The 16,284-nt window shown below is 65.9% G+C and carries 15 protein-coding genes and 1 tRNA gene; 9 read left to right on the forward strand and 7 right to left on the reverse strand.

The window, feature by feature from the left end; all coding sequences use genetic code 11:
- Positions 1–144 precede the first annotated feature (144 nt).
- The 3 genes from VIG90_RS05705 to cpdR all read right to left on the reverse strand — a co-directional run bounded on the left by VIG90_RS05705 (position 145) and on the right by cpdR (position 1,893).
- Positions 145–219 (reverse strand) — tRNA-Val (locus tag VIG90_RS05705).
- A 78-nt stretch (positions 220–297) separates the two neighbouring features.
- Complete coding sequence (locus VIG90_RS05710; protein ID WP_414695468.1) at positions 298–1,449, reverse strand: glycerophosphodiester phosphodiesterase; 1,152 nt, start codon at positions 1,447–1,449, stop codon at positions 298–300.
- A gap of 84 nt (positions 1,450–1,533) precedes the next feature.
- Positions 1,534–1,893, reverse strand: a complete 360-nt coding sequence (gene cpdR, locus VIG90_RS05715) for a cell cycle two-component system response regulator CpdR (RefSeq protein WP_331592504.1) — start codon at positions 1,891–1,893, stop codon at positions 1,534–1,536.
- Between the two features lie 187 nt (positions 1,894–2,080).
- Here cpdR and VIG90_RS05720 point away from each other — a divergent pair, with 187 nt between their 5' ends.
- From VIG90_RS05720 to VIG90_RS05735, 4 genes are all read left to right on the forward strand, one after another.
- On the forward strand, positions 2,081–2,914 hold the full coding sequence (locus VIG90_RS05720) for an N-formylglutamate amidohydrolase (protein ID WP_331592505.1): 834 nt from the start codon (positions 2,081–2,083) through the stop codon (positions 2,912–2,914).
- Between the two features lie 365 nt (positions 2,915–3,279).
- Positions 3,280–4,257, forward strand: coding sequence for a UDP-2,3-diacylglucosamine diphosphatase (locus VIG90_RS05725; RefSeq protein ID WP_331592506.1), 978 nt, complete (start codon positions 3,280–3,282; stop codon positions 4,255–4,257).
- The gene (locus VIG90_RS05730; protein WP_331592508.1) at positions 4,254–5,309 is read left to right on the forward strand and encodes a glycosyltransferase family 1 protein; all 1,056 of its coding nucleotides are present in this window, start codon (positions 4,254–4,256) and stop codon (positions 5,307–5,309) included. The genes VIG90_RS05725 and VIG90_RS05730 overlap by 4 nt, the downstream gene beginning before the upstream one ends.
- 63 nt (positions 5,310–5,372) lie before the next feature.
- Positions 5,373–6,062, forward strand: a complete 690-nt coding sequence (locus tag VIG90_RS05735; protein ID WP_331592510.1) for an aspartate/glutamate racemase family protein — start codon at positions 5,373–5,375, stop codon at positions 6,060–6,062.
- A gap of 48 nt (positions 6,063–6,110) precedes the next feature.
- On the opposite strand, the gene VIG90_RS05740 is transcribed toward VIG90_RS05735, so the two are convergent.
- Positions 6,111–8,276: a TonB-dependent receptor gene (locus VIG90_RS05740; RefSeq protein WP_331592511.1), complete on the reverse strand. Its 2,166-nt coding sequence runs from the start codon at positions 8,274–8,276 to the stop codon at positions 6,111–6,113.
- A 204-nt stretch (positions 8,277–8,480) separates the two neighbouring features.
- Between VIG90_RS05740 and VIG90_RS05745 the strand changes: the two genes are divergently transcribed.
- Entirely contained in the window at positions 8,481–9,767 is a 1,287-nt protein-coding gene (locus VIG90_RS05745) for a glycosyltransferase (RefSeq protein ID WP_331592512.1), read from the forward strand.
- 23 nt (positions 9,768–9,790) lie between these two features.
- On the opposite strand, the gene VIG90_RS05750 is transcribed toward VIG90_RS05745, so the two are convergent.
- Genes VIG90_RS05750 through VIG90_RS05760 form a run of 3 tightly spaced genes read right to left on the reverse strand, consistent with a single transcriptional unit; the run spans position 9,791 to position 12,401 of the window.
- The gene (locus VIG90_RS05750) at positions 9,791–10,495 is read right to left on the reverse strand and encodes an HAD-IB family hydrolase (protein ID WP_331592513.1); all 705 of its coding nucleotides are present in this window, start codon (positions 10,493–10,495) and stop codon (positions 9,791–9,793) included.
- Positions 10,492–11,289: an NTP transferase domain-containing protein gene (locus VIG90_RS05755; RefSeq protein WP_331592514.1), complete on the reverse strand. Its 798-nt coding sequence runs from the start codon at positions 11,287–11,289 to the stop codon at positions 10,492–10,494. The genes VIG90_RS05750 and VIG90_RS05755 overlap by 4 nt, the downstream gene beginning before the upstream one ends.
- Positions 11,289–12,401 (reverse strand): CDP-alcohol phosphatidyltransferase family protein, encoded by a 1,113-nt coding sequence (locus VIG90_RS05760; RefSeq protein WP_331592515.1) that lies wholly within the window; start codon positions 12,399–12,401, stop codon positions 11,289–11,291. Before VIG90_RS05760 ends, VIG90_RS05755 begins: the two co-directional genes overlap by 1 nt.
- A gap of 115 nt (positions 12,402–12,516) precedes the next feature.
- Here VIG90_RS05760 and VIG90_RS05765 point away from each other — a divergent pair, with 115 nt between their 5' ends.
- The 4 genes from VIG90_RS05765 to VIG90_RS05780 are packed head-to-tail and all read left to right on the forward strand — an operon-like array spanning position 12,517 to position 16,264.
- The gene (locus VIG90_RS05765) at positions 12,517–13,653 is read left to right on the forward strand and encodes an MlaE family lipid ABC transporter permease subunit (RefSeq protein ID WP_331592516.1); all 1,137 of its coding nucleotides are present in this window, start codon (positions 12,517–12,519) and stop codon (positions 13,651–13,653) included.
- 5 nt (positions 13,654–13,658) lie between these two features.
- Positions 13,659–14,549 carry an ABC transporter ATP-binding protein gene (locus VIG90_RS05770; protein WP_331592517.1) on the forward strand — a complete coding sequence of 297 codons (891 nt, stop codon included), beginning with the start codon at positions 13,659–13,661 and terminating at the stop codon, positions 14,547–14,549.
- A gap of 19 nt (positions 14,550–14,568) precedes the next feature.
- Entirely contained in the window at positions 14,569–15,522 is a 954-nt protein-coding gene (locus VIG90_RS05775) for an MlaD family protein (RefSeq protein ID WP_331592518.1), read from the forward strand.
- Positions 15,500–16,264 carry an ABC-type transport auxiliary lipoprotein family protein gene (locus tag VIG90_RS05780; protein WP_331592520.1) on the forward strand — a complete coding sequence of 255 codons (765 nt, stop codon included), beginning with the start codon at positions 15,500–15,502 and terminating at the stop codon, positions 16,262–16,264. The genes VIG90_RS05775 and VIG90_RS05780 overlap by 23 nt, the downstream gene beginning before the upstream one ends.
- Positions 16,265–16,284 lie beyond the last annotated feature (20 nt).

The raw sequence follows: 16,284 nt of genomic DNA on the forward strand, positions 1-16,284 counted from the left end.
GCATGTTCCCAGCCCGGATCGGCGCCGTCCCGGACGTTTGGCTGATTACGTTAAAGGGGCGTACTGCGAACGAGCGGGATGCAGCTTCAAGCCAGCGCCAGACGAGGCGCCAGGGATACGCACAGCTTCGGCTGAGGGGGAGAATGGTGGGCGTGGCAAGGATTGAACTTGCGACCCCTGCGATGTCAACACAGTGCTCTACCACTGAGCTACACGCCCACCCGCTTCAATCCGCCGGCAGTGCCGTGCGGAGGTCGGCCTTATACAAAACTTCCGAACAAACGCAAGGGCCCAAAATCACTTTTTTGCAGCGCTCTGCATTTTTGTCTGGAGCAAGCGGTCGCGCACCGGCACGGCAACGGCCGGATCGTCCGCAAACACTCCGTCAACGCCAAGCTCCAGGAACAGCTCCAGCTCCGCCTCGGCCTGCCCGCGACCGGCCGGAAGCACTGTTGTGCCCCCGCCCGCGCCTGCGCTCACCTGCCAGCGGCGCGGCAGGAACAGATTCTCGCTGCGGAAGGTCCACACGTGCACGCCAAGGCCCGCCGCGTGGGCGTCCCGTACCAGAGTCGTCGGCTCGGCGATGTCGTTCTCGGGGGTACGCGGCACCAGCATCTCCTTCTGGATGCCGATGGCGTCTGCGTAGGTTGCAATCAACGCCAGCCCCTCGGGCGTCGCCATGTCCGCGTAGCGCACGGTCTCGCCCGCCAGCACGCGGTCATAGGGCGCGCCGTTCGCCTCCATAAGCTGCACCAGCGGCAGCCGGGTCTGCGCTCGCAGCGCCTTCAGGTTCGCCACCTCGAAGGATTGCAGGAACACCGGGGCTTGCGGCCCCTCGTATCCATGGGCGGTGAGCACGCGCAGCAGCTCCGGCTCCAGCGGCAGGCCAATATTCTGGAAATAGCTGGGATGCTTGGTCTCGATGTAGAGGCCGATGCTTCGGCCCGTCTCCGCCTCCTTGCGGCGGGCCAGCTGGATGATGTCCTCCAGCGTCGGCACGGCATAGCGGCCGTCGAACGCCACGTTGGCCGGGCGCACCATGGGCAGCCGCTCCCGCGCGCGCAGCGTCTTCAGCTCGGCCAGGGTGAAGTCCTCGGTGAACCAGCCGGTCACCTCCCGCCCGTCGATCCGCTTGGTGGTGCGCCGGTCCGCGAACTCCGGCCGGGTGGCAACGTCGGTCGTGCCGCCGATCTCGTTTTCGTGGCGGGCCACCAGCACGCCGTCCTTGGTCGAGACCAGATCAGGCTCGATGAAGTCCGCCCCGCGCTCGATCGCCCGCTCATAGGCCGCCAGGGTATGCTCTGGCCGTTCCGCGCTCGCCCCGCGATGCGCAATCACGATCGGCCGCCCGCTGTCCATCTTCGCCGCTCCTGCCCAACCCGCTCCGGCCGCCGCCCCCACTCCAAGGGTCAGGGCGGCCGCAAACCGTGCCACTCTCATCCAAGCCATGCGCATCTCGTGCTCCCGTCAGGCATCACCCGCCGCCCGCACGGTCTGAATATCCTAACCCGGCGATGAGAAAGGGCCAAGTTGTCAGGCGGCGAGCAGGCGCTCGATCTCACTGACTAGATCACGAAGATGAAAGGGTTTTGACAGCACCTTGGCTTTGGGCGCCGCACTTGTGGCGCGGCTGAGCGCAACTGCGGCAAAGCCGGTGATGAATACCACCCGCATGCTGGGTGCCAGAGCAGCCGCCCGCTGGGCCAGCTCGATGCCGTCCATCTCCGGCATCACGATGTCGGTCAGCAGCAGGTCATAGGTGCCTGTTGCAATCAGGGGCAGCGCTGCGGTGCCCCTATCTACGGCGTTGACTTCATAGCCCGCGCGCTCGATCGCCCGGGTCAGGAACGCCCGCATAGAATCATCGTCTTCGGCCAGAAGAATCTTGACCACCGGACGCCTCACGTCTGCCATCGTCATTATCAGACCATGATAGTTTGAATGAAAACACTGTCCGAAGAAGTTTAAGATTGCGTGTGCAACCTTTGCCCCCCATCCTGACGCCATGACTCTGGTTACTCTCGCCGATTCTCCGAACCGACCGTACCGGATTCAACGACCGGAGGGCGCTTGCGCTCCGTTGATCATTGCATCCCCCCACAGCGGGACCATCTACCCCTCCGATTTTCTCCGCCGCTCCCGGCTGGATCTGCGCCTGCTGCGCCGCTCCGAGGATGCGTTCGTCGATGAACTTGTGGGGGATGCGCCCTCGCTTGGCCTGCCGCTCCTCTGCGCCCGCTATGCCCGCGCCTACGTGGACCTCAACCGCGCGCCGGATGAGCTTGATCCGGTCATGTTCTCCGAGCCCCTGCCCGATCACGCCCGTTGCGATACCGAGCGCGTCGCCGCCGGTCTTGGTGTCATTCCCCGCGTGGCCGGCATCGGGCTGGATATCTACAACGCCCGCCTGCCGCTGGAGGAAGCCTATGCGCGGCTCGAGGCGGTGCACAAACCCTACCACACGGCCCTGCGGGCGCTGATCGAGGAAGCCCGGCGCACCCATGGCTATGCCGTGCTGCTGGACTGCCATTCCATGCCCTCCGCCGCCCTGCCGCCCACCTCGCGCAACGGCCAGCCCCGCCCGCAGATGGTCCTCGGCAACCGCTGGGGCGAAGCCTGCGCGCCGTCCGTCCTGTCGCTGGTGCAGGAAGCCATCGAGGCCGCGGGCTACCGCACGGCGCTGAACACGCCCTATTCGGGCGGCTACACCACCGAGGCCTATGGCCAGCCCCAGCGCAACGTGCATGTGGTTCAGATCGAGATCGATCGCAGCCTGTACATGTCAGAGCTGCACCTGACCCGTCAGGCCGGGCTTACGACGCTGCGCCGTCATCTGGCGCAGGTCTTCGCCGCCGTGCATGCCGGCCTGCCCGCGCTCAAGCTTGCGCCTGCCCTGCGCCCGGCTGCGGAATAGGCCCGGAACACCTCCACCGCCAGACAAATCCCTGAACTGCGGACAAAAAAAGGCCACTCTACCGAGCGGTGGAGTGGCCAGGGTTCAGGGAGGAAATCGCGCACTCGCCAGAGCACGCACAAAGAAACCGATACGGATCCGTCTCTCTGCCCTCCAAAGATAGGTAAGCTGCCAGATCAGCGCAAGGTGGACCCCCTGTTAAAAAAGTCGCATGTCCGCCCTACGCACAGTTCATTTAACTATCGAAACGTCTTCGTAAAGAAAGCGACACACAACCCGGCTACAACCTGACTGTAACAGGCCGGCTGTAACAGGTGGGTTGCAAGGCTCCTTCCTGACGGCGGCCAAGATGCGGAAGGGTCATGATGACTGCTGTCGCTCGCTGCCGCCCGGCCAGCCTTGATAATCCCCCCATTCTTCCGTTTCCCGTGCCGGACCGGGACCCGACCGCCCTCCTGCCGGACTGGGTCCGCGAGGACGATGACGAGGCCGAGCCCCGCCGCCTCACCGTCCGCACCGTCTGGATCTCTGACGTCCACCTCGGCACGCCCGGCTGCAATGCCGCCCTGCTGCTGGACTTTCTCAAATCCGTCCGCTGCGACACCATATATCTGGCAGGCGATATCATCGACGGCTGGCGTCTGAAGCGCGGCTGGTACTGGCCTACCGCCCACACCGACGTGGTTCGGCGCGTCCTGAAAATGGCCAAGAAGGGCACGCGGGTCGTCTACATTCCCGGCAATCACGACGAAGCGCTGCGGGACTATATCGGCCTCAACTTCGGCGGCGTCGAGATCATGGCCCAGGCGCTGCATCGAACCGCCGATGGCCGCCGCCTGCTCATCCTTCATGGCGATGAGTTCGACGGCGTCGTGCTTTATGCCCGCTGGCTCGCTTTTCTCGGAGACAGCGCCTACAGCCTGCTGCTGCGGCTGAACACCGTCGTCAACACAGTCCGGCGGCGCTTCGGCCTGCCCTACTGGTCGCTCTCCGCCTACCTCAAGCGCAAGGTGAAGAACGCGGTGGAATACATCTGCCGCTACGAGGAGGCTGTCGCCCACGCCGCCCGCGAGCGCGGCGCGGACGGCGTCGTCTGCGGCCACATTCACGCCGCCGAGATCCGCCAGTTCGGCACTGTCACCTATTACAACGACGGCGACTGGGTGGAGAGCTGCACCGCCCTCGTCGAGCACCCTGACGGCCGCATGGAGATCATCGACTGGGCCGAGGAAGTCCGCCGCCACAAGACGGAAGAGAAATTCCGGCACCACCCGCGCGAGGCTGCGCGCCGACCGGAACGTGAACTACAAAAAGAGCCGCAACAGGAGGCAATCGGCGCATGAGAATCACCATCGTTACCGATGCCTGGGCTCCCCAGATCAACGGCGTGGTCCGGACGCTGCAAACCATCGTGGGCAAGCTGGAAGCAAGGGGGCACACGGTCCAGCTCATCACGCCGAGCCTGTTCCGCTCGCTCCCCTGCCCCACCTATCCGGAAATTCGCCTTGCGCTCGCGCCGCGCCGTGAGGTGGCAAAACGCATCGCCGAATTTTCGCCGGATGCCATTCACATCGCCACCGAAGGTCCGCTCGGCATTGCCGCCCGCCATGCCTGCCTGAAAAACGCTCTGCCGTTCACCACCGCCTTTCACACCCGCTTTCCCGAATATGTCTCGGCGCGCACCCGGCTTCCTGCAGACTGGTTCTGGCATTACATCCGCTGGTTCCACGCGCCGGCCCAGCGCATTCTCACGGCAACGCCGCGTCTGGCGGAGGAGTTGCACGCGCGCGGCCTGCCCCACACCGCGCAGTGGACACGCGGGGTAGACCTGTCCCGCTTCCACCCGGATGCCCAGCCCCACCCGGCGCTGGCTGCACTCCCCCGCCCGGTGCAACTTTACGTCGGGCGGGTGGCGATTGAGAAAAATCTGGAAGCCTTTCTGCAAACCCGCCACCCCGGCACCAAGGTCATTGTGGGAGACGGCCCCGCCCTGCCTGCCCTCCGGCAGAAATACCCGGATGCGGTTTTCCTCGGCCCGCTTCAGGGAGAAGCGCTGGCCGGCACCTATGCGAATGCGGATGTGTTCGTCTTCCCCAGCGAGACTGACACCTTCGGCCTCGTGATGATCGAGGCGCTGGCCAGCGGCCTGCCGGTTGCCGCCCTGCCCGTCCCCGGCCCGCTCGACGTCATCGGAGTTGACGGACGCGGCACGGTGCGCGGCTGGCACGCGCCCGTCGGCTCGCTGCACGATAATCTGGAAATCGCCATCGGTGCCGCGCTCAGATGCAATCGCAACGCCTGCGCCCGCTATGCCGGCAATTTCTCATGGGAGGAAAGCACCCGCCAGTTCCTGGCCGCGCTCACACCCATTACGCCGGTTGCGCTGGCCGCCTGATTGCCCGTCTGTCCGGCCCGTGCCATGCTATCCCGCATTTATGGAAAATCGCGGGGTGGCTGGATGAAACTGATCGGAGTGCTTGGCGGCACGAGCTGGCCGTCTACCATGCTGCCCTATCGTCTGCTGAATGAAGACGTGCAGCAGCGTCTCGGCGGGCACCACTCGGCGCGCATCGCCCTCTACAGCATTGATTACCACGCCATCAAAAGCCGCTATGGCGACGGCTGGGCGGAAATCCCGGGGCTGCTGCGCAAGGAAATCGAAACCCTGCTCTCCTTCCGGCCGGACTGCTGGATGATTGCCAACAACACCCTTCACCACGCCTACGATCAGATCGCGGATACGCTTCCCAAGGACGCGCCCTTTTTCCACGCCGTGCATCTGGTGCGGGATCATCTGGTGGCGCGCGGCCTGCGCCGTGTGCTGTTGCTGGGCACGCTCTTCACCATGGAAAGCGGCTTTTATGCCGCGCCGCTGGAAGCTGCGGGCCTGCAGGTAGATATTCCAGCAAAAGAAGACCGGGACATGGTGCAGGCCATCCAGTCCCGTCTGGCGAAGGGGGAGATGGACGAAAGCTTCGCCCGCTCGTTCCGGGCGCTGCTGGCCCGCCATGAGGCCGCCGGGTGCGAGGCCGTCATCACCGCCTGCACGGAACTGCCGCTGGTCATCAACCAGAGCCTCACCGCCATGGCGGTGGTCGATCCGCTGGTGCTTCAGTGCAAGGCCTGCGTTGATTTTGCGATAGCGTAAAAAAAGAAAAGCCCCGGCGGCATGCGCGGCCGGGGCCTCCTCTTTTCTTTAGAACCCGACGTGCAGGTTGAGCCGCACGTCCCGCCCGGCCAGCGGCGCCATATCCTTCAGGAAGGAGGCATGGCGGCGGGCCGTCACGTCGAACAGGTTGTTGGCCTGCACCATCACCGTCACGTCGCGCTCATAGCCCCACGGCCGCCACGCCGCCGAGAGGTTGACCATGGTGTAACCCTCGGTCGGCAGCTCGTTGGGGGAGATGCGCGTCATGTCGTCGGCCACTTCCACCTCGGCGCGGGTGGTCAGGCGTTCCGATTGCGCCTCAAGTCCTCCCCGCACCCGCTTGGCCGGAATGCGCGGCAGCGGCGTGTCGGTGTTGAGATTGGTGGCGCGGGTATAATCCGCCACCGCATCGGCCACGAACGTCCAGTTCCCGGCCTTGGCCAGCGTGACCGAGCCCTCCAGCTCCACGCCCACGTAGCGGGCGTCGGTCTGCAGATACTGGTAAACCGGCAGGCCATGGTCGAATGCGCCCGTTGCCTGCTCATAGATGTAATCGTCGAAGCGGCTCCAGTAGACGGTCGCCCCCACGCTGAACGCATCGGTCTCGGCGCGCAGCCAGCCCTCCGCGCCCCACGCCTTTTCCTTCGAGAACGTGGCATCGCCCACCAGATAGGAGCGCGTCGCCACGTGCGGGCCATTGGCGTAAAGCTCCTCGGCCGAGGGCGCGCGGGAGGTGCGCGAAAGGCTGACACCCGTGCTCCAGGCGTCTGACAGCCGATAGACGCCGCCCAACGAGCCGCTCACCGCATGGAAGGTGCGGCCGCGCATGCCTGCCGCGTCCACGTCGTTGTATTCGTAGCGCAGCGCGCCTTCCACCGTCAGCGGGCCGAAGCGGCCTTCCTGCAGCGCAAAAACGCCCAGCTGCCGGGTCTTGTTGGCGGGCAGATAGGCTTCCGCGCCCGTCGCTTCGAACTTGCGGTTCATGCCCTGCACGCCGAACGCGCCGCGCCAGTTGCCGCGCTGGCGCTGCACCAGCTCCAGCCGCCCCTCATAGCCACGCACATCAAAGCGGGTGCCAATCTCGCCGTTCTCGATCTCGAAATGGCGATAGTCCGCCCAGCCGAACCGCAGCTTGGCTTCCTCGATGAACCCGCTGTCGAAGCGGTAGCCGCCCTTCAGATCGACCCGAACCTGCTTCAGATCGATGCGAACATCGTGCTCGTCCTCGCCTTCATGCTCGTGGTCGTGGTCGTGATCATGCCCATGATCGTCATCACCCTCGCCCACGTGCATGTGGCCCGGCACGCCGTAGCGGCTGTCATAAAGGCTCACCGCCGCGCCGAAGTATCCCTGGTCGAACAGCCTGGTCAGCCCCACCGAGCCGGTCTTGGTGCGCACCGCGCTGTTCTTCAGCTTGCCGCGTTCCGCCTCCTCGCCATGCTCGTCGCCATGGTCATGATCGTGGTCGTGGTCGTGCTCGTGATCGTGATCGTGGTCATCGTCATGCGCCTGCTCCCGCAGCGCGCGGGATTCCGCGTAACCGCCAATGCGCATGTCTCCGGTATCGCGGAAGGAGCCGCTCACCTGTCCCACCCATGACGGCGCAATTTCGCCGGTCAGGCTGGTGCCAAGGCTCACCTCGTTCGCCGCGGTGCCGAAGATTGCCTGCGCCTCGCCCTCGAAGCCGCCCTTGGGGGCCTTGATCGGAATGCGCCGGTCGATCTGGTTGACCACGCCGCCCACGGCGGAGGAGCCGTAAAGCAGCGTCGCCGGGCCGCGCAGCACCTCGATCCGCTCCGCCGTCAGCGGGTCGGCGGACACCGCATGGTCCGGCGAGGAGCCGGAGGCGTCCACGCTGCCAAGCCCGTCATAGAGCACGCGGATGCGCTCGCCCTGAAAGCCGCGCAGCACCGGGCGGGAAGCACCGGGCCCGAACGAGGTGGCGCTCACGCCCGGCAGACCCGCCAGCGTCTCGCCGATCGTGCCCTGCATGGAGCGCTGCAGCGCCTCCGCGCTCAGCACTGAGGTCGCCTGCAATGAGTCGAGCCGTTCCCGTTGCAGCGGGGCTGAGACAATAATGTCCGCGTCCTGGGCATGTGCATGCCGGTTATCTTCCTCGGCAACGGTTTCCGCAGCAGCGGACGTGGCCGCGCTCATCAGAACCAGAGACGAAACACCCAGGGCAAAAGCTGCCAGTCGGGACGGAGAAGCCATTGTTACACCCCCATGTTCACAGGTCTCCCGATTTAGATGTTATGTTATCACATGTCAACGAGCCTTGCCTGTTTCATGATTTTTCCTGGCGGCCCGGTCCGGTTTCGCCGCCTCTGCCATAGAATCTCCATATCCCCGTCACATGGAGTTCAGCACAGGGGCGTATCAGGTGCCTCGGACGGGTCAAAACAGGGATCTTTTCTCGTGCAATCCAGCGTCAGCCGTAATGCCGAGGTGCTGCCGGTCATGGACAGCCTTGCCGCCTCTGCCCGCGTCCCCCACGCGGCCGGCGTCGCCCTTCCCGTTGTCCAGCCTGATGTCGCCGTTCTCATCTATGACCTGCGCGCCTCCGGCGTCGTCCGCAATGCCCTGCGCATCGCCCGGCAGGCGGCCCTTGCCGGCCTCCGGGTCGATCTGGTGGTGGTGCAGGCGGAGGGCGACTTCCGCCCGTTCGATCACCCGCGCATCAAGCTGGTCTCGCTGATGCCGCAGGCCTCCGCCAACCGCTTCCTCGGGACGCTCGCCGCCGCCAATCACCTGCGCGCCTACCTGCGCCAGCACCGCCCGCGCGTGCTGTTCTCGGCGGGAAACCATATTCACCCGCTGGCGGCCATGGCCTGCTTCCGGCTGGAAGACGCGCCGCGCCTCATCATGCGCGCCTCCAACGACCTCAGCCACGCCCGGCGCAGCGGCTGGGAATCGGCGGCCTCACGCCTGCTGGCCGCCTCGGCCCGCCCGCTGCTGCGCGCCATGTTCGCCATGGCGGACCGCGTTGTCTCCGTCTCTGACGAGCTGGCAAGGAATCTCGGCAGCCGCCTCGGGCTGCCGCAGGACGAGATCGAGGTCGTCCCCAACGGCATCGACGTCAGCCGCATCGGCCAGCTCTCCCGCCAGGAGGTCAAGCACCCGTGGTTCGGCCCCGGCCAGCCGCCGGTCATCCTCGGCATCGGCCGCCTGCACCGGCAGAAGAACTTCCCCCTGCTCATCCGCGCCTTTGCGCTGCTGCGCCGTCAGCAGCCCGCGCGCCTCATGATTCTGGGCACCGGCTCGCCGCAGGCGCAGCAGGAACTGCTGGATCTGGCCGAGCGGCTCGGCGTTGCCGAAGACGTTGCGCTGATGGGCTATGTGGAGAACCCGTTCGCCTACCTGCGCCGGGCCGCGCTCTACGTTCTCTCGTCGTCGTGGGAGGGCATGAGCAACGCCCTGCTCGAGGCCATGGCCTGCGGTTGCCCGGTCGTTGCCACCCGCTGCCCCACCGGCACCATCGAAGTGCTGGATGACGGCGCTTACGGCCCGCTGGTGGAAATCGAGAACGATGAAGCCCTGGCGGACGCCATGCGCTGGCGGCTGGGTCAGCCGCGCCAGTCCTCGCGGCTGATGGAGCGGGCGCAGGAGTATGATCTCTCCCGCGCGCTCGATGCCTACACCCGCCTGCTGCTCAGCGAAGCCCGCCCGGCGGACGTCGCCCCGGCCCTCTCCGCGGCCGCGTAAATCACGACAAGCTCTGGCTGAAATTAAGCCGCCAGCTTGGTGAAGCGCTGCACGCCCCACACTATGATCGGCCAGCCGCGCGCATTGGCAATCTCGCGCAGCTTCTTGTTCGGATTGGTCACAACCTGCTCGTCCGCGTACTCGAACATCGGCAGGTCTGAGTGGTGGTCGGAGTAGAAGACGATGTGGCAGTCCTTGCGGTCCAGCTTCAGCACGTCCCGCAGATAGGCCTTCACCATCGTCAGCTTGGCCTCGCCGTAACAGTTCTCACCCTCGATGGAAGGCAGGATGGATTCGGTTTCCGACCAAACAGCGCGGGTCGCCACCACATCGTCCATGCCGAGGCGACGGGCGATGGCGGCCACGTAGAAGTCATAGCTCGCGGTCGCCAGAATGAGCCGCGCGCCTGCGGCCTTGTCCGCCCGCAGCTGCTCCAGCGCGCCCGGATAGACCGCCTTGGCCATCAGCCGCCCGACGAAATGCTCGATGGCGGGCTCCAGCGCCGTGCGGGTCGGCTTGCCCACCATCATGGAGAGCATCAAGGTCTTCAGGCGGCCGCGCGTGATCAGCTTGGCGGCATAGGCGCCAAGGCACAGCACCACCACCGGCGTGAACAGCAGCCGCCACGGCCGGTGCCGCAGCGCCCAGGACATCAGGAACGGCGTATAGGTCCCGTAATGGGTGATGGTGCGATCCATGTCATAGATCGCCAGCTTCACTTTGGTCATTGATGGTGCCCGGCCAGAATCTTTTCAACGAGGTGGAAGTCCGCTACCTTGTCCACGTCAATACACGCTTCGGGAATGTCCAGCACCACCGGTGCGACCTTGAGCCCCAGCCTGCGCCCGGCCGATGCCAGCGCGCCGCGCAGGGACGCGATGCGCAGCAACGCCTGCACGAACAGCCACGGGCCGAACTTGGCGAACAGCTTCCACACCTTCTTGCGGTCCTGCTCCACCTCGCGCCACAGGGTCAGCGCCGGCGCCACCCGGGGCGAGCCGAAGTAGAACAGGTTCGCGCCGGAATACCAGCCGCCGCGGAATTTCAGCCAGGTGCGCTTGTTCTCGGGGTACTTGGCCAGCAGCGTGCGGCTCTCGACGAACCCGACGGCAATGTCCGCCTGCTCGCGCTGCGCCTGCGAGACGAAGGCGTCGATCATGTCCGGCGTCAGCAGCGGATGATCCGCCGTCGTCAGCAGGAATGGCGTCTTCTCCGCCCCGAATGCCCTGATGGCGCCCAGCACGCTGGCGCTCACGGAATCGGAAGATTGCCGCCAGACGATGCGCGGGTCCTGCGCCAGCCACGCCAGGTCCGGACGCCGCAGGAAGCTGTCCGGCTCCTGCGTCAGGATGACGACACGGCCGATGCGCGGGCTTGCCAGCAGTGCCCTCACCACGTGAGCGACCATCGGCTCGCCGCGTATGGGAATGACGGCCTTGAAGTCCGCGCCGAAGTGCGCCGCGAGCGGGTCCACCCCCGGCCGCCGCCCGGCAGGCACCAGCGCGGTGATGTCAGCGCTCATCAGGCCTCGCTCATCCACGACACGATCGGCTTGCGGGACGCAAAAGCCTGAACCAGCCGCACGGTGTGGAACAGCAGCGAGAGGATGCTCCACAGCGCGACGAGGAAAATGCCCACGTCAGGACGGCCAAGGGCCAGCGCCACCAGTAGGATCAGCACGTTCGGATTGCGGCGCGCCGTGATCAGGCGGAACTGGCTGTCGATCTTGCGCCACACGTGAATGTGCATCTTGTAGCGCCACTCAAAGATGCCCTCGATCACCCGGCCCAGAATGTAAGTGCCGAAGATGATCCACAGCAGCATCTCATAGGCCTCCGCCCCGATCGGCGTGCCATAGGCGGCAAGGCCTGCCAGCCAGCCCCAGTACCAGAACGGAGGGTGGATGAGGTCGATGCCGTGGTCGAACACGTTGCCGATGGCGGATGAGGTAATGGTGCAGCGGGCCAGCTTCCCGTCCACCGTGTCCAGCACCATCATGGTCCAGCCCATGAGCATGCCGGTCCACAGATAGCCCTCGAAGAAGGCGAAGGTCGCACCGATGCACAGCACGAAACCCACCGCCGTCACCATGTTCGGGGTCAGCCCCAGCTTGGCCGCCCAGCGGGTCAGCACCAGCGCCAGCTCGGGCCAGGCGTATTTGGTCAGCAAGTCGGTCACGCCCTTGTAGGCGCCGTAATAGCTCTGGCGCTCGATGCTGCGCACGGTCTCGGGCAGCAGCGGCTCCACGAACGGGCGTTCGCGCTTGCGCAGTTCATGGTTGTAAACCGTGGCGTCGCCATCGGCTGCCATCAGGATCACGTCCGCCGGGGCGGTCCACGCCTCGCCGGTTTCCATGGCCCGGCGCACGGCATCGGCGTCCTTGCCGGTCACGTTGGCCAGAATGGGCTTGCCGTCCCACGTCAGCACGGTCGGCTGCTCGAGGACGGCGCGCATCCACGCCGGGTCGAACGCGAAGCGCGCATCAGCCAGCACAACCCGATCGTCGGGCGCAAACGCTCCGCCGTCAGAGAGGGGCACGCCGCGCGCCTTGAAGATACGCCGAATACGCTCATGCGATGTCAGACCCCAGATAGGGGTCGCGCAATCGCCAACAATGATACCATGGTCTGCCATACGCGCTTTCTTTCCCAGCGCCATGTGGCCGAAATATGGTGGATAACCGAAGAAGCTTGGCTTGTCCTCGGCCTTAAGGCCATTAATCTAATATGAACGGCACGAGGAGAAGCCAGTGACAGACCTGCGTACTGCGGACATCACCGTCGAGGAGACCGATGGGGCTTGCACGGTCCGTCTCGGCGGGGCGCTGACCGTAGCGTCCGCAGGCGAGGCTTACGCCCGGCTCGAGCGAATCAAGCCCGCCTCCGGGCAGCCGATGGTCGTTGATCTCTCCGGCCTGTCCGCCATGGACACCTCGGGCGCGTGGCTCGTCCACCGTTTCCTGCGCACCTGGAGCGAGGCCGGAGCGGACGCCCGCTACGAGAACGCCACCCCTGATCAGGAAACCCTGCTCGGTCAGGCGCGCGAGCATGAGGTCCCCGCCACTCCGGCAAAGAAGCAGGCTCCGCTGCTCATCCGAGAGCTTGCCTATCTGGGCGGGGCCACCGTCCGCATCGCGGATCGTTTCGGCTCCCTGCTGGCCTTCTTCGGGTTGGTGTTGGCCCGCCTCGGCCGCCAGATCATACACCCACGCCGCATCCGCTGGGTGGCGCTCACCAACCAGATGGAGCAGATCGGCCTCAACGCCCTGCCCATCATCGGCCTCATGTCCTTCCTCATCGGTCTCGTGCTGGTGCAGCAGGGCGCGTTCCAGCTCCGCAAATTCGGCGCAGAGATCTTCGTCGTCGATCTGGTCAGCATCTCCACCGTGCGCGAGCTGGGCGTCCTGCTCACCGCCATCATGGTGGCGGGCCGGTCGGGCTCGGCCTTCACCGCCCAGATCGGCACCATGCGCCTCACCGAGGAGGTGGACGCCATGCGCACCATCGGCATCGATCCCATCGACACGCTGGTGCTGCCGCGCATGCTCGCGCTCATCCTCCTGATGCCGCTCTTGGTGTTCTACGCCAGCCTCCTTGCGCTTCTGGGCGGCGTGATCTTCGGCTGGCTGTCGCTGGACATTCCCATCGACACCTTCCTTGCCCGCATGCGCACCACCATCACCATGAACGACTTCCTCGTCGGCATGATCAAGGCCCCCGTGTTCGGCATGATCATCGCCGTCGCCGGCTGCTTCGAGGGGATGCAGGTCTCGGGCGATGCCGCCTCGGTCGGTGAGCGAACCACCATCTCGGTCGTTGAATCCATCTTCATGGTCATCGTGCTGGATGCCTTCTTCGCCGTCTTCTTCAGCGCGATCGGGATGTAAAGAGTATGACTGACGCCGCCTCACCCGCCCCCGATGCGCCCGAGACCGCCGCGCCGGACGCCGGCAACGGGCAGGACATCATCATCAGCATCCGTGGGCTGAAGAACCAGTTCGGCGCGCAGGTGGTGCACGAGAATCTCGATCTCGACATCCGCCGGGGCGAGATCATCGGCATCGTCGGCGGCTCGGGCACGGGCAAGTCGGTGCTGCTGCGCTCTGTCATCGGCCTCCAGACGCCCGCCGAAGGCTCCATCAAGGTGCTGGACTATGACGCCCTCTCGCTCAGCGAGGCCGAAGCCAAAGAGCTGCGCCGCACGTGGGGCGTGCTGTTCCAGAACGGCGCGCTGTTCTCCTCCCTGTCGGTGGCGGAGAACGTGCAGGTGCCCTTGCGCGAATATTACCAGATGGAGCAGGAGCTGCTGGACGGCCTTGCCGCCTTCAAGATCGATCTGGTCGGCCTGCCGCCCGATGCCGGGGCCAAGTTCCCGTCGGACCTCTCCGGCGGCATGCGCAAGCGCGCAGGCATGGCGCGGGCGCTCGCGCTCGATCCGCTGATCCTGTTCCTTGACGAGCCCACCGCCGGCCTCGATCCCATCGGCGCGGCGGCGCTGGATGAGCTGGTCATGCGCCTGCGCGACACGCTGGGCCTGACCGTCTTTCTCATCACCCACGATCTCGACACCCTCCACACCATCTGCGATCGCATCGCGGTTCTGGCGGAGAAGCGCGTCATCGTCGTCGGCACGATCGAGGAACTTCTGGAATTTCCACACCCTTGGGTACAAGACTACTTCAAGGGACCACGCGGGCGGGCTGCCCAGAAAACGTCGTCCGAACCAAGGTTAGAATCACAGTTGGAACCTCGGTCTCAACCGCAGCCCGGCACCGAGAACTGACAGTACGGGGGATTACCGCTTGGAAACCAAAGCCAACCACGTCCTGATCGGCGCCTTCGTCCTGGTGCTCATCGGCGCGCTGTTCGTGTTCGTGCTGTGGCTGGCGCGGCTCGACCGCAGCGACGCCGAGGAATACGACATCTTCTTTCAGGATTCCGTCACCGGTCTGGATGTCGGCAGCGACGTGCGCTTCAACGGCGTGCCCATCGGGCAGGTCAAGCGCATCGCCCTGTTGCCGAACGATCCCCGCAAGGTGCGCGTGCGCGTCTCCATCTCGGCGGACGCGCCCATCCTTGAAGACACCACGGCCATGCTCGAGCCGCTCGGCGTCACCGGCCTCGTCATCGTGCAGCTGTCCGGCACCATGGTCGGCGCGCAGCCGCTCACCAAGGAAGGCCCGTTCGGCGTGCCGGTCATCCCCAGCCGCCCCTCGCCGCTGTCGGCCCTGTTCAATGACGCGCCCCAGCTCCTCCAGCAGGCAACGCTGGCCGTCACCCGCCTGGCCGACCTGCTCGGCCCCGAGAACAGCCAGTCCATCGCCCAGAGCCTGAAGAACGTGGAGAAGGTCACCCAGACCATGGCTGACCGCAGCCCTGAGATCGACCGCACGCTGGTCGAGCTCTCCTCCACCATGGCGGAGGTCCGCACGGCGGCCGAGCATCTGGCCCAGATCAGCCAGAGCGCCAACACGCTGGTCAGCAACGACGTGCGGCCGCTGATGGCGGACCTGCGCCGCGTCACCAAGCAGACCGAGCAGCTGATGGGAGAGCTGAACGGCGTGGTGGCCGAGAACCGGCCGTCCATCAACCAGTTCACCCGCATCACCCTGCCCGAGGCCACACGCCTCATCGTCGAGATGCGCGATCTGATGCGCTCCATCCAGCAAGTCACCGAACGGCTAGAGGGCGGCCCTGCCTCCTCGCTGCTCAGCGGAAACAAGGTGCCTGAATATGATCCTTCGCAGTCTCAGTAAGTCCGTCATGGTTCCGGCAAACGCCCCCAAGGCCGTCATCAGAGCCGTACTTGGCCTGACGCTCGGCCTCGGCCTGGCCGGGGGCCTTGCCGGCTGCGGCCCGCTGGTGCAGTTCGGAGAAGAAGGCCCGCCGCCCGGCCTTTATGCCCTGCGTTCGGTTCCGCCGGAGGGCGTCGCGCCGCGCGCCCTGCCCACGCCCATGCTGGTCGCCCCGCCGGACACCATCGCGGAGCTGCGCCCGCCGCGCATCGCCGTGTTCACCTCGCTCACCGGCGTCAGCTACCTGCCCGCCTCCCGCTGGGTCGATCCGCCCGCCCGGCTGATGACCCGCCTGCTGGAAGACCGGCTGCGCGATGCCTCAACCGGCATCGTCATCACGCCGCGCCAGTTCGAGGTCGGCTACAACTACCGCCTCAACTCCCGCCTCACCGGCTTCCATGTGGATGCCCGCAATGGCGGCCACATCGCCCGCGTCGAGCTGGAGGCCAGCCTCATCACCGCGCCCAAGGCCACCGCGCCCGAGCAGGAGATCGTCGGCACCCGCAAGTTCAAAGCCGAGCGCGAGCTTGCCTCCGTCGAGCCCAAGCACGTGACCGAGAGCCTGAACGCCGCCGCCAACGACGTCATGACCCAGATGGTGGATTGGCTCGCCGGCCTCGGCCCGACGCCGCGCGGAAACACGCCCGCCCCCGCACAGGAGGTGACGCCACCGGTGGAGGTCCCTCCGGAAGGCGCGAAGTAACGCCGCCTCTCTGGCCGGAA

The organism is Pedomonas sp., assembly GCF_036515995.1.
Taxonomy (GTDB): domain Bacteria; phylum Pseudomonadota; class Alphaproteobacteria; order Sphingomonadales; family Sphingomonadaceae; genus Pedomonas.